This window comes from Vibrio sp. 2017_1457_13 (genome assembly GCF_030851525.1).
Taxonomy (GTDB): domain Bacteria; phylum Pseudomonadota; class Gammaproteobacteria; order Enterobacterales; family Vibrionaceae; genus Vibrio; species Vibrio metschnikovii.
On record NZ_VHTA01000013.1, the window covers coordinates 26173 to 50597 of the forward strand.

The following is a 24425-nucleotide window of genomic DNA, read 5'->3' on the forward strand; positions in this document are numbered from 1 at the left end:
ACGTCACTCAAAGCATGAAGACATAAACGATCACCATCCCTATTACAACTAAACACCCCCCTATTCGCCGCAATTGATTATCTTCTTGCTGTGCGAGTTGCTGCATCATAGTCCGCCACCCTTGAGGAGCAATCAGCGGCCCTAAACCTTCAGCGATAAGCAATAATCCTATCGCAATCCATAATGATGTAGTCATTGTCTACCTTACTAAAAAAGAAAGGCTCCTTAGGAGCCTTTCTGAATAATATTACAATGGTATTAAACCACTTAGAATAAGTGTCTAGCCATTATTTTACTGATGAACCTTTAGCGCTATTCATGTATTGGAAGAAGTCACTCTTTGGATCCAAAACTAAGATATCACTTTTCTGGCTAAATGAGTTTTCATACGCTTGCAAAGAACGCAAGAAGCTAAAGAACTCAGGATCTTTGCTATAAGCGTCAGCATACACTTTGGCTGATGTTGCATCGGCTTGACCACGAGTAATTCGCGCAGTTCTGTCTGCTTCAGCTAAAATAGTTGCCACTTCAAGATCCGCCTGAGCACGAATAACTTCTGCTCTTTCACGGCCTTGTGAACGATGACGACGAGCAACCGCTTCACGCTCAGCACGCATACGACGATAAATCGACTCACTGATTTCATCTGGAAGGTTAATCTTCTTCATTCTGAAATCAACCACATAAACACCCAAATCTTTGCTTGCATTGACTCGAGTATCTTTCAGAACATTCGCCATGATCTGATCGCGTTGGCCATCGACTTCTAAAGCTTGTCTCGCGGCTTCAGTGGTGACAATCTCATCATCAGGACTATCAGGAAGTACCGCTTCATTGCGCGGACCAGAAACAATTTGTTTGATGTCTCGAGAACCGATCTCTGCCCTTAATACGTCCGTAACCCGACGTTCAAGGAGAGCTTGTGCGGTAAAAATATTACCTCCCCCCGTCGCTAAGTAGAATTGGCCAAAATCTTCAATTCGCCACTTAACGTAGGTATCGATAATAACGTCTTTTTGCTCAGAGGTTACAAAACGGTCTGAACGTCCATCCATGGTTTGAATACGAGCATTCAGTGTGTGTACTCGATCAAAAATCGGCATTTTAAAATGCAAGCCTGGTTCATAGATTTTAGACATTTCATTGTCGTCTTGAATTACTCGTCCAAAACGAATGACAATGCCTCGCTCACCTTCTGGAACCACAAACATCGACATCAAGAGCAATGCTAAAAAGACGACAATGACCGGGATCATTAACTTACGCATGTTTAGTTTCTCCCTTGACGAGTATTAGTTGAGCGAGGAGGCGTACTACTGCTTGGGTCATTACGTTGTGACTGCAGTCCAGCTTCATCTTGCAATGATAATGAGCGAGTCTGACGAGACTGGCTAGCCCCTTCTTGACCTGCGAGTTTATCAATCGGCAAGTAGAGCAAGTTACCACTCGATTCTGAGTCAATCAAAATCTTCGAACTGTTGGTATACACTTGTTCCATTGTATCGAGATACATACGATTGCGCGTTACTTCTGGAGCGGCTTGATACTCAGGTAACAGTTTCTCAAATTGAGCAACCTGACCAAATGCTTCATTAATGATTCGCTCGCTGTAACCTAATGCTTCTCGTTTAACACGTTCAGCACGACCTGTGGCTTGAGGTAAAATCTCATTCATGTACGCCTCAGCTTCACGAATGAAACGCTCTTCATCTTCTCGAGCAGCAATCGCGTCATCAAAAGCATCTTTAACCTGCTCTGGTGGACGTGATGACTGGAAGTTAACGCCAACCACTAATAGACCCATATCATAATCATCGATGATTTGGTTGAGTGTTTGTTGAGTACTTTGACGAATTTGTTGACGACCTACCGTTAAGATACTATCCATCAGTGAGTCACCAATCACCGCACGTAGCGCTGAATCGGTGGCTTGATGCAAACTATCATCGGGATTAACAACTCGATACAAATACTTGTATGGGTCAACGATACGATATTGAACATCCATCGCCACGTTGACGACGTTTTCATCTTTGGTCAACATGATACCAGAAGCGCTCAACGAACGAATCGCTTGAATATTGACAGGCGTTACTTCATCAATAAAACGAGGGCGCCAATTCAAACCAGGATTAACTACACGATCGTATTGACCTAGTCTTAAGACAACGCCTCGTTCGGCTTCTCCAATTGTATAGAAGCCTGAGAAAAACCAAATGGCAACAGCAAGCACGGCGATAACGCCAAAACCCATTGCTCCACCACCAGCAAACGAAGGCCCATTGCCCCCTTTACCAAACTTTCCGCCCAGCTTCTGACTCAGTTTATTAAACACTTCGTCTAAATCTGGCGGACCTTGCTCACGACCACCTTTGTTACCGCGATTATTATTTCCCCAAGGGTCATTATCGCGGCCGTTGTTGCCGTTGTTATTTCCGGGCTCATTCCACGCCATTAGAAAGCTCCATCATTTGATATGACGTTATACTCTAGCAGTCCTTTAAGTGACGATAAAGTCACGTAAAACTGCCTCTTCTCTTTTCTCTAGTCTAGACCAATCCACTTGTTGCATACGAACTGATATTAGCAGATTGCCCTCTGGATCATACTCTTCCTTTTCAATGCAGTTCATTTGGAAGAAAGTGCTCCGAATTCGACCTTGATGTTCAGGAGGAACGCGTAAACAATATTGGACGATATTACTGGCCAGACGTTCGGTCAGCGCAGTAAACAACTGATCCATCCCCAACCCATCCATCGCCGATACCCAAACAGCTCTAGGAACACCTTCATCATCTCTTTCTATACGAGGATATTGGCCTTCTAGATTATCGATTTTGTTCATAACCAGTAAACTTGGCACTTCATGTGCGTCAATCTCTAGTAGAACATCATCAACCGCTTGGATATTCTCACGAAAGCGGTCGTCACTGGCATCCACAACATGTAACAAAATGTCAGCTTGCTGAGTTTCTTGTAACGTTGCTTTGAATGCCGCCACTAAATCGTGGGGTAAATGACGAATGAACCCTACCGTATCGGCCAAAATAGCTGGCCCTACATCCAGTAGTTCGATCTTTCGTAGCGTCGGGTCTAACGTAGCGAACAGTTGATCCGCAGCGTACACTCCAGCGGAGGTAATTTGGTTAAACAGAGTCGATTTACCTGCATTGGTATAACCAACCAGTGAAATCGTTGGAATTTCTGCACGGTTTCTCGCTCGGCGTCCTTGTTCACGCTGTTTTGCCACTTTCTCTAAACGGCGTAGGATCGCTTTAATTCGCTCACGCAATAAACGTCGGTCAGTTTCTAACTGAGTTTCTCCTGGCCCACGTAAGCCAATCCCACCTTTTTGTCTTTCTAAGTGGGTCCAACCTCGAACTAAACGGGTCGAAATATGACGCAACTGAGCTAATTCAACTTGCAACTTCCCTTCGTGAGTACGAGCTCGCTGAGCAAAGATATCCAGAATAAGACCGGTTCTATCAATCACTCGACATTGGCAAAGTTGTTCTAAATTTCGCTCTTGAGCAGGAGAAAGGGAATGATTAAAAATCACCACGTCGGCTTCAGTTGATTGCACAGCTTGAGCAATCTCTTGAGCTTTGCCCTCTCCAACGAAATATTTAGGGTGAGGAGATTGACGGCTACCAGTCACTACCTGCAGAGTTGATACTCCAGCAGAAGAGACCAGCATTTCGCACTCTTTGAGATTTTCCCACTCACCCTTTTGCGTAAAGTTGATATGAACAAGTACCGCTCGCTCACCGGCTTCATAACGGTCAAACAAGCGTTCAACTCCTTAATGAATGATAATATGACGTCAAATAATTAATCGTCGGATTTCTCTGTGCCACGCTCACCTGCAGGTCGCTCACCAGTGTGATGGCTAACCGGGCGTGCAGGTACAACGGTAGAGATAGCATGCTTATAAACCATCTGATTTACGGTGTTTTTTAACAAGATCACGAATTGATCAAACGATTCAATTTGACCTTGTAACTTAATGCCGTTTACTAAATAGATAGAAACAGGAATACGCTCGCGGCGTAGTGCATTTAAGAATGGGTCTTGTAGAGATTGCCCCTTAGCCATTTTATTTTCCTTATTTGTATTTTGTTGTAGTTATTTAGCTAGTGGTGCACATAAGTTGGTGCGGCCTTTACATCTGAGCTAAACGATAAAAACACCCTATACCACTGATCTATCAATACAATATTGATCAACAAGTGACGGTTCCTTTACAGGGTACATCACGCAAAAGCGATCACATTATACACAGCTTACTCAATCAGATGCTATGGCATTTGCAAGAGTTTCTACCGCGCGTTCAATGTTCTCACTATCCAACCAAGTTAACTCATCCCAGCTGCGTAACCAGGTGAGCTGGCGCTTGGCTAACTGACGGGTGGCACAAATACCACGATAAATAGCCTCATCAAGCGTGCTATTTCCGTCAAAGTAATCCCACATCTGTCGATAACCAACACAACGTATTGAGGGTAGATCAGGATGAAGATCATTACGATCATAGAGCGCTTTGACTTCTTCTTCAAAACCTGATTTGACCATCTTCTCGAAGCGGAGTTCAATTCGACGGTGGAGCTCAGCCCTATCCATGGGCGCGATGGCAAACTGCTTAACTCGAAAAGGGATTGATTCTCCTTTCGTTTGTGTCAGTTCAGTAAGAGTTTTACCTGAAATTTTATAAACTTCCAATGCTCTCGACAATCTTTGTGGATCATTTGGATGAATTCTTGCCGCTGAAATTGGATCAATTTGTTGCAGTTGGGCATGCAGAGCCGCCCAACCTTGCTCTTGAGCTTGTGACTCGATTTGCTGACGAACCGCTGGATTGGCCGCAGGTAAAGGCGATAAACCATCTAACAAGGCTTTATAATAAAGCATGGTCCCACCAACCAGTAACGGGATTTTTCCTTCATTAACAATGACTTGCATTTCTCGTAGCGCATCTTGTCGAAAATTCGCAACGGAGTAAGCTTCACTCGGATCTAAGATATCAATCAATCGATGGGGAGCCAAAGCCAACTCTCTGGCATCAGGCTTTGCTGTGCCAACATCCATTCCTTTATAGATCAATGCTGAATCAACACTGATGATTTCGACAGGATATTTCTGACGTAAACGAATGGCTAAATCGGTTTTACCGGAGGCGGTTGGGCCCATTAAAAATAAAGCTAATGGTAGTGGTTTGGTCATTAATTTAATGCTGCAATGGTTGCCGAAAAATCGACAGGTTGAATAAAATGGCCATCATGCAATGGCAGTTTACCTGGCCATAATTGCTCAAGCTCGGCAATTAATTGAATGGCTTCTGATAAAGTGTAGTCGTTTTTTTCTATCAAGACACGCTGGCTAAGCCACGTGACGATATTGTCGACATTCAAAGTCAACACTCCTGAAGCACCATGTAAAGCAAGGTAAGATAACAGATCCGGAATCAAAAGCTGTAGATTTTGCTGTCTTAATGGCTGAGGAACCCCCATCACCATCACCGTCTGATGAGAACGAGTCACCAGATGAATCCCTAAACGTTCGAGCAACTCACGGTATAATTCGAAACCACGGATCTCCTCGTTAGACACTTTTACACTCAAAGGGACCAATAACGGCTGACTCTTTAATGGCTCTTCTTGACTATTTAATTGACCACGAACTCTCCACTCAACTGCTTTCGTTAGCGCCAGTAAGACACATCCTTGATCCGTAGTCATCAGCAGATATTGTCCATCAACGACAGCGATGGCTTTACCTAATTTAGTCACTATCCGTGAAAGCGTTGACGATTTTTCAGTGGTTGATAAACGATTTTCTATTGAAACTGGCGCTTCGCTCACTTTCATTAACTGCTGATAAGCTTGACTTTGCTCAGCCATAACTGGCGCAGACGATCGTGGCTTAGCCGTCGTCGGACGATTCCATGAGTGAGAGGCTTTTGCTTCTTGAATGACCGCTTGCGATGGACGTTCTGTCGTTAAATACTGACGAGAATAACCGTCTTTATCACTCAGATTTCGAGCTGGCTGATCAGGCTCCGTTGACCGCTCATTCGACATATATGTCGGAACAGGAGCAGAGAAAGCGGCTTGGTTAAGCTCGGGAGTTTCAATATGTTGACTATCAGCAAGAGCACCGCTTAGTGCTTGATAAATAAAATCATGCACTAAGCGAGCTTGATGAAAACGAACCTCATGTTTCGCAGGATGTACATTGACATCAACCAAATGAGGATCAAGTTCAATGAACAGTACATAGGTTGCACATTGATCTGGCCTTAAACTGCTCTCATAACTTTGTCGAATCGCATGATTGATCAGCTTGTCACGCATCATACGTCCGTTTACATAACAATATTGCAGATCACTTTGCTGACGAGCGCCTTGTGGCGTCGTTATCCAGCCATGCAATCTTAACCCTTGATGAGCTAGCTCTATTTTCAGCATATGCTTAACAAAAGACGTACCACATACCGCAGCCAAACGATTTTCTTCTTGCCGTTCACTGCTCGCGGCACGGTACTGACGGATAATTTTTCCATTATGGCGCAGCGTCAAACTGACATCAAAACGGCTCAAAGCAATACGCTTTAAGAGTTCATCAATATGGGTAAACTCTGTTTTTTCTGTACGTAAAAATTTGCGTCTTGCCGGTGTATTGAAAAACAGATCCAAAACTTCAACTGTGGTCCCTACTGGATGGGCACTAGGCTGCAGCTTGACAGCCATATCGCGCCCTTCACTGTACGCCGACCATGCTTCTTCTTGAGTCGCCGGACGAGAAGTGATGGTTAAGCGAGAAACCGAGCTAATACTGGCTAACGCTTCCCCACGAAATCCTAGGCTAATGATCGCTTCGAGATCGTCCAGTGTTTGTATTTTCGATGTCGCATGTCGACTTAAGGCTAAGCCAAGCTCATCCTTATTGATCCCAGAGCCGTTATCGCGAACTCGAATTAACTTAGCGCCACCTTTCTCAATATCAATTTCAATCCGTGTGGCCCCTGAATCCAAGCTGTTTTCTACCAGCTCTTTTACTACCGAAGCCGGCCTTTCCACCACCTCACCCGCGGCAATTTGGTTTGCTAAACGGGCGGGTAGAATACGAATCGTCATAACCTGCCTATCTTATCGGTTGGGAATGATCAGTACTTGGCCTACCGCCAATTGATCTGAGCGCAATTGATTAGCCTCACGAATACTCTGTACCGTTACATTGTACTGATTGGCGATCCGACCAAGAAACTCACCACTCTGTACCGTGTGTTTACGCAAAGGTTTATCTTTTAAGCTCACCGTAATATTAAGCTTTTGACCAACAAATAACGTGTCAGACTTAAGGTTATTTTCTCGGCGTATCGCATCGATAGAGACTTTATAATTCGCCGCTAAACGGCCTAAAAACTCTCCCGATTTAACCACATGGGTAATGGTTTCGGTTTCCACTGGATTATTGACCACCGGTACCGGAATAGGACCACGTTCTCCTCCGGGAATAGTTAATCGCTGACCCACCGTTAAGCGAGAATCTTTTAATTTATTCGCTTGCATGATCCCAGAAACGGTCGCTCCATATTTTTGGGCAATCACAGATAACGACTCACCTCGTTGTACTTGATGTTGCTGAGTTTTACCTCGGTTAGCAAACAAGGTTCCTTCTGGAGGATTTTCCTCAAAGTATTGCACTAACGCTTTGCCCATCGCTCGTGCGAGCTTATCTTGATGGCTACGTTGAAAAATCAATCGCTCTTCGATAGGGTTAGAGATAAAACCAATCTCTACTAATACTGATGGAATATCGGGCGACTTCAATACCGCCAGACTGGCATTCACAGGCTCCGCTTTATGTAAGTGAGCGACTTTGCCTAGCTCTTGTAAAAGATTGGTCGCCACTTTATGGCCTTCTTTTTGCGAATGGCTAAACTGTAAATCTAATAATGTTTGACTGACATTACGGTCGTTATTCGTCCGCGCCAAAACTTCACCGGCCCCTCCGAGTAACTCCGATTGCTGCTCATGATTTTCAACCCAACGCGCAATTTCAGTGTTGGCCCGCCGAGTATTAAGCACAAAAACTGAAGCCCCTCTTGGCTGTGGAGTATGAAAAGCGTCAGCATGAACTGAAACCAATAGATGAGCACGATTACGACGAGCAATTTCAGTCCGATTATTCAAGCTTACGTAATAGTCACCGGTTCGTGTTAATACGGCTTTCATACCCGGAACCGCATTAATTTGATCCGCCAATTTTTTAGAAACGCTTAATGTGGCATCTTTTTCAAATTTACGAGTTGGGCCAATAGAACCGGGATCTTCACCACCATGTCCCGCATCGATAGCAATAATAATATCTGCAGTACCGACTAACTGAGACGCATCGCGGCTCACTACATTGGGCGAACGAGCGGGCGTACTCGACGTCGCCGCTGCAGGAGCGGGTGAATGAGGTAAATCAATCACCAAACGATGACCATATTGCCCACCTGGTGTGGGAGGTAATTTAAAAATATTGGGCGTCGACTTATTGGCTAATTCAAGTACTAAACGAAAAGTTGTTTTTTCTGGTGGTGTACTCGCGCGAATCCGTTTCAATATCGCACTATCAGAGACCGTTACTGGCAAAACGGCAGCTAATGAAGTCTGTTTTAGATCGACCACCAAGCGTTCTGGGCTGCTTAGCGTGAAATAACTAAAGTCCGCTTCTGACTTTAAATCGATCACTACGCGAGTGGCATCAGGGGAAGGCCAAACTCTAACCCCTTCTAATACATTAGCCTGAACGCTACTGATAGCAGATAATAATGTGACCAATAGCCACCAATAACGCAAAAAACGACCGTAATTAATGCTCAACATAACTCCAACTGACTCAATAAGGTGCATCCATACTCGCTATTTGCGCTCACACTCGCCTGACGTTGCTCACCCTCATAGCGAAGCGATATCGTTAAATCTGGTGTTGGCAATAAACCTTGACCTTTTTCAGGCCACTCCACCAAGCAAATAGCATCATCGGTAAAATAATCACGAATTCCCATAAACTCGAGTTCTTCAGGATCCGCCAATCGGTAAAGATCAAAATGATAAACCTGCCAATCCGCTAACTGGTATGGCTCAACTAAAGTATAAGTTGGGCTTTTCACATTTCCTTCATGGCCTAACGCTCTAATGAAACCGCGACTTAAGGTGGTTTTCCCTGCGCCTAAATCACCGTAAAGATAAAGTGTCGTCTGCTGGGAACATAATTGAGCTAAGCGCATTCCTAGCATTACCGTCTGTTGTTCATCTTTTAAAGTAAAAGTTTTTATGGTCATGAATCGGATCTCTAAAGCGTCTAGCTAGCACTATATAAAAATAAAAAGAGAACGAATAGTAAACTGGGTTAGTTTTAAGAGACAAGCTCTGTTCTGTAAGTAAACAGAAAAATCTTCATATCAAATCTAATATCGATACAACTAGCCACTCACTGGCTGGATCAATCGAGTGAGATCCGTTAAGATCCGCCGCCCAATGACCATGACCAATACTGATAATGGACCTTCATTCACTAGCCGAACAAATCAAACAATGGGCAAAAGAACTCGGCTTTGACAAAGCAGGGATCTGCGACGTCGATTTAAGTCAACATGAAGCAGCTTTACAAGCATGGTTAGATGCAGGGTATCACGGTGAGATGGAGTGGATGGCTCGCCATGGTATGTTACGTGCTCGCCCAGCAGAACTGTTACCCGGTACACTTCGAGTGATCAGTGTCCGCATCAACTACCTTCCACCACAAGCGCAATTTGCCGCGAATTTATCAGATCCAACCCAAGGTTATATTAGTCGCTATGCACTTGGACGCGATTACCATAAATTGGTTCGTAATCAACTCAAAAAATTAGCTGATAAAATCGAACAAGAAGTCGGTCAGTTGGGCTATCGTCCTTTTGTTGATTCCGCACCTATTTTAGAAAGGCCTCTGGCACAAAAAGCTGGGCTTGGCTGGACGGGAAAACATTCTTTAATTCTCGATAAAGAGGCAGGATCATGGTTCTTTTTAGGCGAACTGCTCGTTGATATTCCTCTGCCAGTCGATACACCGTCAGAGAATCAATGTGGACAGTGTCGAGCATGTATGACCTCATGCCCGACTGGTGCGATTGTCGAAGAAGGGGTTGTCGATGCACGGCGCTGTATCTCTTATTTAACGATTGAGTATTCAGGGGTGATCCCAGAAGAATTTCGAACGGCAATCGGTAATCGTATCTATGGTTGTGATGACTGCCAACTCGTCTGCCCTTGGAACCGTTTTGCTGATCTTACCCAAGAAGACGACTTCCATCGACGAGAGGTGTTGAATAATGCCGATCTTGTTGCTTTATTTTCATGGGATGAGAAAACCTTTTTACACCATATGCAAGGTTCTGCCATACGCCGTATTGGTCATCAACAATGGCAACGCAATTTGATTATTGCAATGGGTAATGCGCCCTATTCACAAAGAATCATCGATGCCTTAGAGCAAAAAACAGGAGAAAGTGAACTATTAGATGAGCATATTGAATGGGCATTAACACAGCAGAGAGAGCAGTTGGCTAGTATTACGAATAAACAGCAAAGACTAATTAGAATTATTGAAAAAGGCTTGCCGAGAGATGCGTGAGCATGAAATAACCCAACATCATTGATGTACATTCTTTGATTCACTTCGCAAATTCTTAGGTGTGGAAAAATATTAAATGAGACAGCGTTTGCTAAACTTCAAAAAAGTTAATCACATTAGCAGGAAATGATAAGGATCAAAGAAAATACAGTTAATGATCGTTCATGCGGCTCTTACACCACAGAGAACAAACCAAAATACCATTTAAAATCATTAACTTAATAAAAAAATTATCACTCTGATATTATTCCCCATCGGCAAAAAGATCGTCTGAACAAGCCTCTATCTTCAAGCTAAAAACACGTTATGCACCAAGTTATCCACAAATTCAAAATGTGGATAACTCTGTGCATGGATAAAACAAAGCCTGACTACATCAGCGGTAGACTCCGTTTTTAGTCATGTATCTAATACGATTTCTGGCCAAACTTTCTTGGCAGAAAATAAGATGTTTTTTTTGATGGGGTTATGCTTCACAGCATGATAAAGAGCATTGACATGGTGTCAATTTTTCAGAATAGACAGAAAAAACCACGCAACAGCGTAGTCTTTTGTTTTTAAATTGGTTGCGGGGGCCGGATTTGAACCGACGACCTTCGGGTTATGAGCCCGACGAGCTACCAGGCTGCTCCACCCCGCGTCCGTATTGCTCATCGTTAAGCACGATGTAGGCTTGAAACTGGAGCGACACACGAGGTTCACTTTCTTTAAACAAAAAGGCGTGACCTCAACCTTGGAAAGGTTGCGCTCTATTAACTGAGCGAATGTCGTATCTCATTGCTAAGTGCAATGAAAACTTAAATCTGGAGCGACACACGAGGTTCGAACTCGTGACCTCAACCTTGGCAAGGTTGCGCTCTACCAACTGAGCTAGTGTCGCATTTCACCGTTAAGCACGATAAAGGCTATCTATTTGGTTGCGGGGGCCGGATTTGAACCGACGACCTTCGGGTTATGAGCCCGACGAGCTACCAGGCTGCTCCACCCCGCGTCCGTATTGCTCATCGTTAAGCACGATGTAAGCTTTGAAACTGGAGCGACACACGAGGTTCACTTTCTTTAAACAAAAAGGCGTGACCTCAACCTTAGCAAGGTTGCGCTCTATCAACTGAGCGAGTGTCGCATCTCATTACTAAGCGCAATGAAAGCTTGAATCTGGAGCGACACACGAGGTTCGAACTCGTGACCTCAACCTTGGCAAGGTTGCGCTCTACCAACTGAGCTAGTGTCGCATTTCACCGTTAAGCACGATAAAAGCTATCTGTTTGGTTGCGGGGGCCGGATTTGAACCGACGACCTTCGGGTTATGAGCCCGACGAGCTACCAGGCTGCTCCACCCCGCGTCCGTATTGCTCATCGTTAAGCACGATGTAAGCTTTGAAACTGGAGCGACACACGAGGTTCACTTTCTTTAAACAAAAAGGCGTGACCTCAACCTTAGCAAGGTTGCGCTCTATCAACTGAGCGAGTGTCGCATCTCATTACTAAGCGCAATGAAAGCTTGAATCTGGAGCGACACACGAGGTTCGAACTCGTGACCTCAACCTTGGCAAGGTTGCGCTCTACCAACTGAGCTAGTGTCGCATTTCACCGTTAAGCACGATAAAGGCTATCTATTTGGTTGCGGGGGCCGGATTTGAACCGACGACCTTCGGGTTATGAGCCCGACGAGCTACCAGGCTGCTCCACCCCGCGTCCGTATTACTCACCGTTAAGCACGATGTCAGCTTTGTAACTTTATTGTTTTATCGCCATCAGCAATAAAAGCAAATCTGGAGCGACACACGAGGTTCGAACTCGTGACCTCAACCTTGGCAAGGTTGCGCTCTACCAACTGAGCTAGTGTCGCATCAACAACGTTTTGTGCTGTTCAGGGCTGCGAATTATAAGTGCATTTTTTTGTGATGCAAGTAGTTAAAGCAAAAAAAATCATTTTTCTTTTCGTATGACGATAAAAAAAACCACTTAAACAAAAAACACACAGATCCAGACGAAATTACAACCATTCAATTAAAGAAAAGCGGTCAACCATACCGCCCTTCACCGCTCGATAGTTAGGATTATTAAATTTTGAAAACGTGAGAACGATAAAATTTAAGCTCGGCGATAGATTCTCGAATATCATCTAAGGCAAGATGAGTTCCTTGTTTACTGAATCCCGCAGCAATCTCAGGCTGCCAACGACGAGTCAGTTCCTTGATAGTGCTCACATCAATACAACGATAATGAAAATACACTTCTAGCTCTGGCATATGTCGGTAAAGAAAACGTCGATCTTGACCAACGCTATTTCCACAAATCGGTGAAGCACCAGCAGGAACCCAGTGTTGTAAAAAATCAATCGTCTGTTCTATCGCTTGAACTTCATTGATCGAACTGCGGCGCACTCGGTCCACTAGCCCACTATGGGTATGGGTACGAGTACACCACTCATCCATTTTTTGTAACTCGGTTTCGGATTGATGAATAGCTAACACCGGTCCTTCTGCCAATACATTCAGTTGACTATCGGTAACAATGGTTGCTATTTCAATGATCTTATGGACATCAGGGTCTAACCCGGTCATCTCCAGATCAATCCAAATCAAGTTTTGATCGCTAAAAGACATATAATTAAGTGCCTATAGGGGTTTGCCAATAAAAAAGGTACTATAACCTAAATCTCCCTAACCACGATACCGCTGTGCAGCGCACAGTGATAAATTGAGTTAGGCATCGTTCTAAGTTAAAAAACTTAAAGTGAAAAAACGTGACAAAGAAGAAAAAACTCACTAAAGGCCAAGTGCGCCGAGTTAGAAATAACCAGCACCGTAAGTTAAAACAAGAAGACTCCGTACAGTGGGACGAATCGATGCTGGAAAATGCCAAATCCGGTCTAGTGATCACGCGATTTGGTCAACATGCAGATATTGAAGACCCCGACACAAAGATCGTTCATCGATGTAATTTACGTCGCGGAATCGAAAGTTTGGTGTGTGGCGATCAAGTCATTTGGCGCCCTGGCGTGGAAACTCTTGCTGGAATTTCAGGCGTGGTCGAAGCGGTAGAGCCTCGCAGCTCAGTTCTGACTCGTCCGGATTATTACGATGGTTTAAAACCCGTCGCGGCTAATGTTGAGCAAATGATCATTGTCTCTTCTGTCTTACCTGAATTATCGCTGAATATCATCGATCGTTACTTAATTGCTGCAGAAACACTATCTATCGCTCCTATCATCGTTCTTAATAAAGTCGATTTACTCAGTGAAGCGCAGCGGACAAATTATCAACAGCAATTGGTCGCTTACCAAGAAATTGGCTATGACGTCATTTTTGTCAGTAAAGAAAGTGGCGAAAATATCGCGTTATTAGAGAGTAAGTTAAGTCATAAGATTAATATCTTTGTCGGTCAATCCGGTGTAGGAAAATCAAGCTTAGTCAATGCTTTGATGCCTCAACTCGGCATCATTGCTGAAGAGGGTAAAATCTCTGAGAACTCAGGGCTTGGACAGCATACCACGACCGCAGCTCGCTTATATCACATCCCATCGGGTGGCGATTTGATTGACTCTCCGGGCATTCGTGAGTTTGGTTTATGGCACTTAGCCGCAGAGGAAGTGACCAAAGCTTATGTAGAATTTCGTCCCTATTTAGGTGGATGTAAATTTCGTGACTGTAAACATGGTGATGACCCGGGTTGCTTACTGAGAGAAGCCGTAGAAAACGGTAAAATCAGCGCACAACGCTTTGATAACTATCACCGTATTATTGAGAGCATGTCGGAAAATAAAGCCAATCGACAATATTCTCGCAATAAAAAATCAGACCAACAATAAATACTCACAGACGGACAGAGTCTGATGACACGCGGATTATTTTTCAGTACCATTTCGCGCCAAAATAAAGATGATAGATTGGAAATAACATACGATGGATAAATTTAAAGTTAGGCTGCAATATTGGCTGCCACAACATGCTTTAACCCGTTTAGTCGGTAAACTCGCGTCAGCGAAGGCAGGTAGTCTAACCACCGCCATCATTCGCTGGTTTATTAAACAATACAATGTCAACATGAGTGAAGCGTTACATTCCGATCCAAAACACTTTGCGACATTTAACGAATTTTTTGTCCGTGAGTTAAAGCCTGGCCTACGCCCCGTTGTCGATGACGAAGCGACACTCGTTCATCCAGCCGACGCTTGCGTCAGTCAATTCGGCCCAATAACTGACGGCCAACTGATTCAAGCAAAAGGCCATCAGTATTCTGCTCAAGCACTGCTTGGGGGGGATGCAAAACTGGCTGAAGAGTTTCGTGATGGTGAGTTTGCCACTCTCTACCTATCACCACGAGATTATCACCGAGTGCATATGCCATGTGATGGTACATTACGACAAATGATCTATGTGCCGGGCGATCTATTTTCTGTTAACCCGCTGACCGCAGAGAATGTGCCCAATTTGTTTGCCCGTAACGAACGGGTTGTTTGTATTTTTGATACCGAATTTGGCCCACTGGCTCAAGTACTGGTCGGTGCAACGATTGTTGGCAGTATCGAGATGATATGGGCAGGAACCATGACTCCACCGCGCGGTAATACCGTGTATCGTTGGGATTATCCAGCAGAAGGTGTTAATGCTATCCAGTTGAAAAAAGGCCAAGAGATGGGTCGATTTAAGTTGGGGTCAACCGTTATCAATCTATTTGCGAAACAACAGATTCGTTTCGATAGTAGCATGCAGTTAAATACGCCAACCCTGCTCGGTTCTGCTTACGCCCACAAAGCCTAATCAAGTTCCTCCTTATTTCCAACGCGTTAAATGCAATATAGGCGCCATTTTTATCACTAAAAGTGGTGCCTATGTTTGTTCTGAGCCGATCTTTCCACTGATGAACTGTGTCTAAGCTAACAATTTTCCACTCCCTATTACGATCTTTTCATAGCAATGCTTTACCCTAGATGACATTCGGATATTTTTGCAAAGGACGCTCTTATGTCAACGTTATCGACCGGGTTACTGACTCGGCTAGCAATCTGTTTTTTGATTCCTGTCGGTGTACTCTTACTGCCCATCGACATCATTCCTATTGATGAATTGACACTCGTTCAGCATCGCTTGCTGGCTATTTTTTTACTCGCGGCTCTACTCTGGGTCTTAGAACCGGTACCCGTTTTTGCCACTTCTATTCTGATCATCGCTTTATTATTAATTATGATTTCAGACAAGGGGTTACATTGGTTCCGCTCCCCAATTGAACAACATGAGGTCGGGCATTTAATCCCTTACACTGACATTCTTGGTGCCTTCTCTTCACCGATCATTATTCTGTTTATGGGTGGATTCGCCTTAGCGATCGCGGCGTCAAAATATCAACTGGATAACAACTTAGCACGGGTATTACTGCGCCCGTTTGGTCATCAACCTAAATTTATTATGCTTGGATTGATGCTCATCACCTCCGTATTCTCGATGTTCATGTCAAATACGGCTACGACAGTAATGATGTTGGCTCTACTTGGCCCCATCGTCGCCTCTGCGCCGAAAGGGGAGCTAGGCATTAAAGCTTTGGTGCTATCCATTCCGATTGCTGCGAATACAGGAGGCATCGCGACGCCGATTGGTACACCACCGAATGCGATTGCTTTACAGTATTTAACGGGAGAGAACAGCATAGACTTTCTATCTTGGATGATGATGGGTCTACCCTTTGTGATTGTTCAATTAACCATTGCTTGGTTTTTATTGCAGTATTTATTTCCCTCATCACAACAACAAATGACGCTAAAATTACAGGGCACATTTCAACGCTCTTGGCGAGCAATCGTCGTCTACATCACTTTTGCAACGACGATTTTATTGTGGATGAGTACCGCTCTGCATGGCATGAATACTTATGTGGTCTCGATCATTCCACTAGCTGTATTTACGTTAACAGGCATTATGGGTAAAGAAGAACTCAAGCAAATTAACTGGGACGTATTATGGCTAGTGGCAGGGGGGATTGCGATCGGTATTGGGTTAGAACATACCGGACTTGCCGTTGCCTTAGCCCATGCCATTGACTATGAAAGCTTATCACCGATGTTCATCGTCATTTCGCTATCGATGGTCTGCTGGCTAATGGCGAACTTCATGTCTAATACGGCAACAGCAAACTTATTAATGCCAATTGCTGCCGCTATTGGTGTCTCGATGTCCAGTTTAACGGAGATTGGTGGCCTACAAGGGTTATTGGTCGTGGTCGCGTTCTCCGCTTCTTTAGGCATGATCCTTCCGGTATCAACACCGCCTAACTCATTAGCTTACTCCACAGGCTTAATTGAAAGTAAAGATATGGCTAAAACCGGTTTAATTCTTGGACTCGTAGGATTATGTATTGTGTATTTGGCCACTTGGGCGTTAACTTAATGAGAGCGTAACATCAATCGATTGCCGTTGAGGGAAGCAAAAACAACGTATGTTGATCCATAGACAACATTCTTCGGATTGATAGGTAGAATCATTGATCTTAACCTACTGCAAAGCGGAGAAAGTGTAGTAAAATTACGCTAGTTTTTTATTTCTCATTACCATGAATTTGACGAGGTTATAATTATGTCTGCTAAGAAGCCTATGGCTCTAGTGATTCTTGACGGTTGGGGCTACCGTGAAGATAACACCAGCAACGCGATCAACAATGCGCACACACCCGTACTTGATGCGTTGATGGAAAATCATCCTCATACTCTTATTTCTGCTTCTGGCATGGATGTGGGTCTACCTGACGGTCAAATGGGAAACTCTGAAGTTGGCCATACTAACATCGGTGCAGGACGGATTGTTTATCAAGATTTGACCCGCATTACTAAATCAATCGCAGATGGTGAATTCCAGCATAATGAAGCGATTGTGAAGGCGATTGATAAAGCGGTAGCCGAAGGCAAAGCGGTTCACCTGATGGGATTGATGTCGCCAGGTGGTGTGCACTCTCACGAAGACCATATCTATGCGGCAGTAGAGCTAGCCGCCGCTCGTGGCGCAGAGAAAATTTACCTACACTGCTTCCTTGACGGACGTGATACCCCACCACGCAGTGCTGAGGGTTCATTGGCACGTTTCCAAGACCTATTTAGCAAACTCGGTAAAGGACGCATCGCTTCTCTTATCGGTCGTTATTATGCCATGGACCGTGATAATAACTGGGATCGCGTTCAGCAAGCTTATGACTTATTAACTCAAGCTAAAGCAGAGTTCACCTATGACTCTGCCGTTGCTGGCCTTAATGCCGCTTATGCGCGTGAAGAAAACGATGAGTTCGTCAAAGCCACAGAAATTCGTAGCGCAGATCAAGAATCAGCAGCCATGCAAGATGGTGATGCGGTACTATTTTTAAACTATCGTGCTGACCGTGCTCGTGAAATCACCCGCACGTTTGTCGCCGATTTTGATGGTTTCACTCGTCAAGTGTTCCCTAATGTCAATTTCGTGATGCTAACTCAGTATGCTGCCGATATTCCACTAGCGACCGCTTTCCCACCAGCATCGCTAGAAAACACTTATGGTGAATGGCTTTCTAAAGCGGGCAAAACTCAGCTGCGTATTTCAGAAACAGAGAAGTACGCCCACGTGACCTTCTTCTTTAACGGTGGCGCAGAAAACGAGTTTCCTGGTGAAGAGCGCCAGCTAGTGGCCTCTCCAAAAGTCGCGACTTACGATCTTCAACCAGAAATGAGCTCCAAAGAACTCACCGATAAACTGGTTGCGGCGATTAAATCCGGTCAATACGATGCGATCGTTTGTAATTATCCAAATGGTGATATGGTCGGCCATACTGGTGTTTATGAAGCGGCGGTTAAAGCTTGTGAAGCGGTCGATGAATGTATTGGCCGAGTGGTTGAAGCAATTAAAGAAGTCGATGGTCAGTTGCTCATCACCGCAGACCACGGTAACGCTGAAATGATGATTAACCCTGAAACCGGTGGCGTACATACGGCTCACACCAGTTTACCAGTACCGCTGATTTATGTCGGTAATAAATCAATTACTCTACAAGAGGGCGGTAAACTGTCGGATCTCGCACCAACCATGTTAGCGCTGGCTGACATGGAAATTCCCGCAGATATGTCAGGTAAAGTGCTTTATTCATAACGCTTGTTATTAGCGTACGATTTTTGAAGCATTGATCCCCTTAAATTCGCTATTTAAGGGGATTTTTTATCGATGGATTTTACTTAACGGTTGCTTACTTGGCATCGCTATCATCGTTAGTTGTCGCCAACGATGAATAGCTTTAGACTCAGACCACCGCTTTCCTCATCCATGATGTATTTATGACCTTTTCTGAGCTTAATTTAGCTTCTTCTCTACTTAGTGCACTGCCCGCTGAGTTACATACTCCGACCACAATCCAGCAGTTGGCGATTCCTGTGATTTTATCTGGTCGTGATCTGCTCGCTCTCGCTCAAACGGGCAGCGGTAAAACCTTCGCTTATGGTTTACCGCTATTACAAAAAATACTCCCGATGACACCACACATTCAAACCTTGATCATCGTACCGACGCGTGAACTGGCAACCCAAGTTAGCCAAGCGCTGGGCTTAATCGCCAAACCGATGAACATCGATGTGTGTCCACTTTGTGGAGGGGTTGACCAGCAATGGCAACAGGATCAATTAGCGCAAAACCCTCAGCTCATCGTTGCTACGCCAGGGCGATTATTGGATCTTATTGAGCAACAGATCATAAACTTATCATCGCTACAACATCTGGTACTGGATGAGGCTGACCGGCTATTAGAGATGGGATTTTGGCCAGATGTGCAGCGGATCATGACCCATTTACCCGCTAAAAAACAAACCCTGCTATTTTCTGCAACCTTACTCCCCGAGCTTGAAGAAAAAGCCCTCCAGCCGTTAAACGATCCCATTAAGATCAGCGCTAATCTGCCGAATCAAACCGTGCCAGAGATTGATGAACAACTGTACTTGGTCAATAAAGGCAGCAAAGCACAAGTCTTGATTCATTTACTCAAACAACATCATTGGTCTCAAGTCTTGGTCTTTATTAGCGCTCGAGATAATGCAGACGCACTGGCCAAAAGACTCCTTAAAGCTGGAATTCGTGTTGCCGCACTCCATGGTAATAAAGATCAAACCGATCGTGAGCAAATCTTGACTCAATTTAAACAGCAGAAAATTGAAGTGCTAATCGCAACCGATTTATTGGCAAGAGGCATTCATATTGAACAGCTTCCTGTGGTCATCAATTTTGATTTACCGCCAAGCCCGGCAGTGTATATTCACCGCGTTGGGCGAACCGCACGAGCTGGGCAAACAGGTCTCGCTCTCTCTTTAGTTTGTCATAATGAAAACGCGATCCTCGATGCCATTCGTCAACTGACTCAACGCCCTCTTGTGTTGCAGACGTTGGCCGATTTTCCCGTTACAGATCAACCCGCCACCACGGTGCCAAAACGTCAACCACGAGATAAACAAGCCAATCGACGGAGTGCCCAAAAGCGCAGTGTGAAACAGTTTCAACCGAAATCATCTCGCTAAACGCCGATCCTTAACGACAAATGAGCAGTATGACAAAAAACCGCACAAAGTTTACATTATGCTGCTCGCCTGATACGTGACTTTGAGTATACTGGGCATTCAACAATTTTAATGGTGATGATTGCCTAAACATGACGTTGTCTATTCTAAAACTTACTGTGCGATTATTGGCGGTCTGCTTAGCGATTACCACCTCATCAGGTGCTGCTTATGCCGCTTCGCAACAAGAGCTTTCTGGCGTCAAAAACGAAATCTCTCGTCAACAGCAGTCACTGAGCCAACGACAAAAAGAACTGGATCAATTACAGCGTTCACTTAGACAACAAGAGTTGTCTATCTCTCAGCTAGAAAATCAAATTAAAAATACCCAACGTGATGTCGTGACCGCTAATGACAATCTCGCCAATATTCAAAAAAACCGACTTGAGTTAGAACAGCAGCGCCAGCAACAGACCGAAAAACTCACTCAACTGTTACAGACGTACTATGTAACTCAGCGAGCACTGGCCAGCGGCGATCTCCTCAAAAGTGGCGTCGAGCAAGATAGAATTAGTCAGTATTATCAACATTTGGCCAAAGCGCGTACGGAAACCTTACGCAGTTTACAAACAACCCATCAAGCGCTCAACGAAAGTGAAAAGCAACTGCAGCGTGAGCGTGATCAAATCACCGCCCTATTGCAACAACAAACCGATAAGCGCGATAAGCTCGCCAGCACTCAAGCGGAGCGGCGTAAAACCGTCAATACCATTCAACAAAGTATCTCGGGCGATCAAGTTTATCTTGCCGAACTGCAACGCAATGAAACTCGCTTAAAAGCTGAAATCGCCAAAGCAGCGAAGCGTAATGCAGTACCGATGGATGGACTCGCTCAGCAAAGAGGTAAGCTACCCTGGCCACTGCAAGGTAACGTGTTGCACCAGTTTGGAGAGAAACAAACTGGTCAAGTCGATTGGAAAGGCATGGTGATCAGCGCCAATTATGGGCAAGCCGTCAAAGCTGTCTATCCGGGAACGGTCGTATTTGCGGAGTATTTACGTGGCTATGGATTAGTGATTTTACTTGACCACGGCAAAGGTGATATGACCTTATACGGTTATAACCAATCACTCATGAAAAAAGAGGGCGATAAGGTCGTCGCAGGAGATACGCTCGCCTTAGCCGGTGATACTGGTGGGCAATCTCGTCCCGCGTTGTACTTTGAAATTCGTCGTAATAGCCGAGCTGAAAACCCACGCCAATGGCTGAGACGATAAGTCTCACCAGCGCTATCGACGACGATTAATATCGATAATAAGTTTCGACCCTCTCTATCAGTTGGCTCAATTGTGATTTGGCTAGACGATTTACCCCTCCCGCCGCTTCTCGCCCACCACCGCTAACAAACTGAGCACAAATGGCTCCTGCACCTTGTTTATTCGCTAAAGGAGCCCGTAATGACACGGTATAACTCTCACTGTCCGCTTCAGTCACGATCAAATGAGCTTGGCTCGGTTGTTGATTGGCTAGCAGATTACCAAAGACACCACTGACTCGATGTGAGGCCGATTGATTGGGTAACACAAACACGCGTAATTCTCGACTTTGGTAATATGCTTCTAGGCTTTGTACTTGCGCCATGTCTTGCTGATAAGCCTGCTTGAGACGATGATAAGGGGAATGATGATCATCGATAAGCATAAAAGGACAAGGATAGTTCAATAAACTTCGCAGCAATTCTGCGGGATGAAAGTGCAAATCTTCCAATTGTTGCCCATAGCCGTTGTAATTGAGCAAAGTGCCGATTGACTGCAACTGCTCGGCTTGAAATGTCGTTAATCCAGCTTGTAATGCCAGTTGATTGGCGGTTGCGATCAAATTATCGCCATAAGCAGCGGCAATCGCCCAATGATGAAAACGGCCCGCCAGTAATCGATCAATAATCAATCCTGTACAAGTATTGGCACTTAAATCAATGTTCGCGGTTAAATGGGGATGGGTAGGGATATCACCGGATTGATGATGATCAGCATAAAAAACGCTTGCTCCCTCGGAGAGCAGGCGCTGTAAATCAAAGGCATTTTTCGCCATCGAAATATCCAGTACAGTCAGAGAATCACCAGGATTAACCGTTAGTTTTTTCAGTAACTGTATGTCACGCTTCACGCCAGTCACTAGCTGACTTTCGATAGGCTCGGCTAAGCGCAGTTGTAATAGCGCGATGATGCCATCAGCATCACCATTAAAAACATCATAGTGCATGGTTATTCACAGGGGTATTTAGCGGACATAAGCACACTTTATCTAAATCGGCCTATGATGAGTAAGATAAAAACGTTATATCTCCAAACTTATTACTCAGCATCGCTATAACAGCCGCAACCATATGGTAACCATTGAAAAGTCAACGCACTCTAACCATTGATGGTGCTGGCGTGCATGGCTCTGACACCTTCTTCTAATAATTGTAATTGTTCTAAACCTTGGGGGGTAGCATTAGGTTTCATCACTGAGATGATTTGTAGCATCCCCTGATGAATAACACGCTCGGTAATGGACGCGTTAGCCGACATCGCAGACTGATACGCCAACCAGCTTGAAGCGATCAAATGCAGCGTTGTCACTAGCTTTTTCATCTCTTGATCATCAATCACCAGCAGCTGCATATCGATAAACACTTGCATAATATTAATCAAGTTCACTTGGAGCTTATCTTGAACTTGAATATACGATTGATGAAGCTCAGGATCGCGTTGCAAAATCTCCGGTAAATTGGCGTAGAAAAATCGATATTTCCACATCAAATTAAAAATAGAATCCAAATAATGTTTCAGCAGCGTTAAACTCTCATATTGGCCCTGCCAAGGGCTAAAACGCTCGATAAGTTCAGCCGAGTACCAAGCAAAAATTTCACGCACGATCTCTTGTTTATTACGAAAATGATAATAGAGATTACCGGGGCTAATGTCGATATGAGCCGCAATATGGTTGGTGGTGATCGGTCTTTCACCATGTTCATTAAACAAGGCTAATGCGGCATGAATTATTCGCTCTCGGGTTTTCATTGTCGAACCATAATCTTTAGTGGTGAATTTATCTCAGTATATACCAAACAAGATAAAGAGGCAGATAGGCCCACCTCTTCGCTATTCAAAGGAAAGCGGGCTCAATACTGAACCTTTTTATCGGTGATAAGGGGTCGAAAGTTGATGAACCGCATCGACAAACACTCCAGCATTCTCTGGTGGAACGTCTAAATGGATACCATGGCCTAAGTTAAACACATGACCACTACCGGTACCAAAACCCTCAAGAATACTTGCTACCTCTTGACGAATTCGCTGAGGGCTAGCATAAAGCATGGAAGGATCCATATTGCCTTGCAGCGCAACTTTATCACCCACTCGTGCTTTAGCATCAGCAATATTGATGGTCCAATCGAGTCCAATCGCATCACATCCCGTCGCCGCAATCGACTCAAGCCACATACCACCATTTTTGGTAAATAATGTAACAGGGACTCGTCTTCCTTCGTGCTCACGGATCAATCCATCAACAATTTTATGCATGTAATGCAGCGAAAACGACTGATAATCTCTTGGCGTTAATACGCCTCCCCAAGTATCGAAGACCATCACTGATTGCGCTCCAGCTTTAATCTGTGCATTCAAATACTCAATGACACTATTTGCCAATTTATCGAGTAACCGATGCAATAAAGCAGGTTCGGCATACATCATCTTTTTGATTTTGGTGAACGCTTTTGAACTTCCGCCTTCGACCATATAGGTTGCCAACGTCCAAGGGCTGCCAGAAAAACCAATCAAAGGTACTTCGCCTTGCAGATCTTTACGAATTTGGCGTACAGCATTCATCACATATTGCAGCTCGCCTTCTGGATCAGGTAAACCAATTTTATCCACATCCGCTTTACAAGTGATGGGGCGCTCGAACTTTGGCCCTTCACCGGCTTCAAAATACAAGCCTAAACCCATGGCATCAGGAATGGTTAAGATATCGGAAAACAAAATGGCAGCATCGAGTGAAAAACGGCGCAGCGGCTGTAAGGTGACTTCAGAAGCCAGCTCGGCATTTTTGCATAACGACATAAAATCGCCCGCTTGTGCACGTGTCGCTCGGTATTCTGGTAGATAGCGCCCCGCTTGACGCATCATCCATACTGGCGTGCAATCGACAGGTTGCTTGAGTAATGCACGCAAATAGCGGTCATTTTTTAATTCAGTCATGGCTTATTCCCATTTTTCTATCA

At 44.6% G+C, this 24425-nt stretch carries 20 protein-coding genes and 10 tRNA genes; 7 read left to right on the forward strand and 23 right to left on the reverse strand.

Annotation, left to right across the window (positions count from 1 at the left end):
- Positions 1 to 7 precede the first annotated feature (7 nt).
- From FKN88_RS15940 to tsaE, 9 genes are all read right to left on the reverse strand, one after another.
- Positions 8 to 196 carry a DUF2065 domain-containing protein gene (locus tag FKN88_RS15940; RefSeq protein ID WP_158137743.1) on the reverse strand — a complete coding sequence of 63 codons (189 nt, stop codon included), beginning with the start codon at positions 194 to 196 and terminating at the stop codon, positions 8 to 10.
- A gap of 91 nt (positions 197 to 287) precedes the next feature.
- On the reverse strand, positions 288 to 1268 hold the full coding sequence (gene hflC / locus FKN88_RS15945) for a protease modulator HflC (protein WP_158137742.1): 981 nt from the start codon (positions 1266 to 1268) through the stop codon (positions 288 to 290).
- A gap of 2 nt (positions 1269 to 1270) precedes the next feature.
- Positions 1271 to 2455 (reverse strand): FtsH protease activity modulator HflK, encoded by a 1185-nt coding sequence (hflK, locus tag FKN88_RS15950; RefSeq protein ID WP_154169332.1) that lies wholly within the window; start codon positions 2453 to 2455, stop codon positions 1271 to 1273.
- A 45-nt stretch (positions 2456 to 2500) separates the two neighbouring features.
- A complete protein-coding gene (gene hflX / locus FKN88_RS15955) occupies positions 2501 to 3790 on the reverse strand; it encodes a ribosome rescue GTPase HflX (protein ID WP_158137738.1) in 1290 nt (429 codons plus the stop codon).
- A gap of 41 nt (positions 3791 to 3831) precedes the next feature.
- Entirely contained in the window at positions 3832 to 4095 is a 264-nt protein-coding gene (gene hfq, locus FKN88_RS15960; RefSeq protein WP_154169334.1) for an RNA chaperone Hfq, read from the reverse strand.
- Between the two features lie 192 nt (positions 4096 to 4287).
- Positions 4288 to 5220 (reverse strand): tRNA (adenosine(37)-N6)-dimethylallyltransferase MiaA, encoded by a 933-nt coding sequence (gene miaA / locus FKN88_RS15965; protein ID WP_306687673.1) that lies wholly within the window; start codon positions 5218 to 5220, stop codon positions 4288 to 4290.
- Positions 5220 to 7133 (reverse strand): DNA mismatch repair endonuclease MutL, encoded by a 1914-nt coding sequence (mutL, locus tag FKN88_RS15970; RefSeq protein ID WP_306687674.1) that lies wholly within the window; start codon positions 7131 to 7133, stop codon positions 5220 to 5222. The genes miaA and mutL overlap by 1 nt, the downstream gene beginning before the upstream one ends.
- 12 nt (positions 7134 to 7145) lie before the next feature.
- Positions 7146 to 8873, reverse strand: a complete 1728-nt coding sequence (locus FKN88_RS15975; protein ID WP_186461197.1) for a LysM peptidoglycan-binding domain-containing protein — start codon at positions 8871 to 8873, stop codon at positions 7146 to 7148.
- Positions 8867 to 9331: a tRNA (adenosine(37)-N6)-threonylcarbamoyltransferase complex ATPase subunit type 1 TsaE gene (gene tsaE / locus FKN88_RS15980; RefSeq protein ID WP_154169342.1), complete on the reverse strand. Its 465-nt coding sequence runs from the start codon at positions 9329 to 9331 to the stop codon at positions 8867 to 8869. The genes FKN88_RS15975 and tsaE overlap by 7 nt, the downstream gene beginning before the upstream one ends.
- 218 nt (positions 9332 to 9549) lie before the next feature.
- On the opposite strand from tsaE, the gene queG reads away from it, so the two are divergent.
- Positions 9550 to 10662, forward strand: a complete 1113-nt coding sequence (gene queG / locus FKN88_RS15985) for a tRNA epoxyqueuosine(34) reductase QueG (RefSeq protein ID WP_154169345.1) — start codon at positions 9550 to 9552, stop codon at positions 10660 to 10662.
- A gap of 563 nt (positions 10663 to 11225) precedes the next feature.
- Here the strand turns inward: queG and FKN88_RS15990 are convergent.
- The 11 genes from FKN88_RS15990 to orn form a co-directional block, all read right to left on the reverse strand.
- A tRNA-Met gene (locus FKN88_RS15990) sits at positions 11226 to 11302 on the reverse strand.
- A gap of 164 nt (positions 11303 to 11466) precedes the next feature.
- Positions 11467 to 11542, reverse strand: a tRNA-Gly gene (locus FKN88_RS15995).
- Positions 11543 to 11576: 34 nt separating this feature from the next.
- Positions 11577 to 11653: transfer RNA gene (locus FKN88_RS16000), tRNA-Met, on the reverse strand.
- 41 nt (positions 11654 to 11694) lie between these two features.
- Positions 11695 to 11785, reverse strand: a tRNA-Ser gene (locus tag FKN88_RS16005).
- 33 nt (positions 11786 to 11818) lie between these two features.
- Positions 11819 to 11894 (reverse strand) — tRNA-Gly (locus tag FKN88_RS16010).
- 34 nt (positions 11895 to 11928) lie between these two features.
- Positions 11929 to 12005 (reverse strand) — tRNA-Met (locus tag FKN88_RS16015).
- A 41-nt stretch (positions 12006 to 12046) separates the two neighbouring features.
- A tRNA-Ser gene (locus tag FKN88_RS16020) sits at positions 12047 to 12137 on the reverse strand.
- A gap of 33 nt (positions 12138 to 12170) precedes the next feature.
- A tRNA-Gly gene (locus FKN88_RS16025) sits at positions 12171 to 12246 on the reverse strand.
- Between the two features lie 34 nt (positions 12247 to 12280).
- Positions 12281 to 12357, reverse strand: a tRNA-Met gene (locus tag FKN88_RS16030).
- Between the two features lie 78 nt (positions 12358 to 12435).
- Positions 12436 to 12511, reverse strand: a tRNA-Gly gene (locus FKN88_RS16035).
- 214 nt (positions 12512 to 12725) lie between these two features.
- Entirely contained in the window at positions 12726 to 13271 is a 546-nt protein-coding gene (orn, locus tag FKN88_RS16040) for an oligoribonuclease (protein WP_154169347.1), read from the reverse strand.
- Between the two features lie 140 nt (positions 13272 to 13411).
- Here orn and rsgA point away from each other — a divergent pair, with 140 nt between their 5' ends.
- From rsgA to FKN88_RS16070, 6 genes are all read left to right on the forward strand, one after another.
- Positions 13412 to 14476: a small ribosomal subunit biogenesis GTPase RsgA gene (gene rsgA / locus FKN88_RS16045; RefSeq protein ID WP_306687675.1), complete on the forward strand. Its 1065-nt coding sequence runs from the start codon at positions 13412 to 13414 to the stop codon at positions 14474 to 14476.
- Positions 14477 to 14570: 94 nt separating this feature from the next.
- Complete coding sequence (gene asd / locus FKN88_RS16050; protein WP_187985437.1) at positions 14571 to 15428, forward strand: archaetidylserine decarboxylase; 858 nt, start codon at positions 14571 to 14573, stop codon at positions 15426 to 15428.
- A gap of 204 nt (positions 15429 to 15632) precedes the next feature.
- Positions 15633 to 17048 (forward strand): DASS family sodium-coupled anion symporter, encoded by a 1416-nt coding sequence (locus FKN88_RS16055; protein WP_158137733.1) that lies wholly within the window; start codon positions 15633 to 15635, stop codon positions 17046 to 17048.
- A gap of 186 nt (positions 17049 to 17234) precedes the next feature.
- The gene (gpmM, locus tag FKN88_RS16060; RefSeq protein ID WP_306687676.1) at positions 17235 to 18767 is read left to right on the forward strand and encodes a 2,3-bisphosphoglycerate-independent phosphoglycerate mutase; all 1533 of its coding nucleotides are present in this window, start codon (positions 17235 to 17237) and stop codon (positions 18765 to 18767) included.
- Between the two features lie 182 nt (positions 18768 to 18949).
- Positions 18950 to 20176: a DEAD/DEAH box helicase gene (locus FKN88_RS16065; protein ID WP_306687677.1), complete on the forward strand. Its 1227-nt coding sequence runs from the start codon at positions 18950 to 18952 to the stop codon at positions 20174 to 20176.
- 131 nt (positions 20177 to 20307) lie between these two features.
- On the forward strand, positions 20308 to 21432 hold the full coding sequence (locus FKN88_RS16070; RefSeq protein WP_154169355.1) for a murein hydrolase activator EnvC: 1125 nt from the start codon (positions 20308 to 20310) through the stop codon (positions 21430 to 21432).
- Positions 21433 to 21457: 25 nt separating this feature from the next.
- On the opposite strand, the gene FKN88_RS16075 is transcribed toward FKN88_RS16070, so the two are convergent.
- From FKN88_RS16075 to hemE, 3 genes are all read right to left on the reverse strand, one after another.
- A complete protein-coding gene (locus FKN88_RS16075) occupies positions 21458 to 22417 on the reverse strand; it encodes a DHH family phosphoesterase (RefSeq protein WP_158144352.1) in 960 nt (319 codons plus the stop codon).
- 152 nt (positions 22418 to 22569) lie between these two features.
- Entirely contained in the window at positions 22570 to 23220 is a 651-nt protein-coding gene (locus tag FKN88_RS16080; protein WP_158137725.1) for a TetR/AcrR family transcriptional regulator, read from the reverse strand.
- A gap of 117 nt (positions 23221 to 23337) precedes the next feature.
- Positions 23338 to 24402 carry a uroporphyrinogen decarboxylase gene (gene hemE / locus FKN88_RS16085; RefSeq protein ID WP_154169359.1) on the reverse strand — a complete coding sequence of 355 codons (1065 nt, stop codon included), beginning with the start codon at positions 24400 to 24402 and terminating at the stop codon, positions 23338 to 23340.
- Positions 24403 to 24425: the final 23 nt, after the last annotated feature.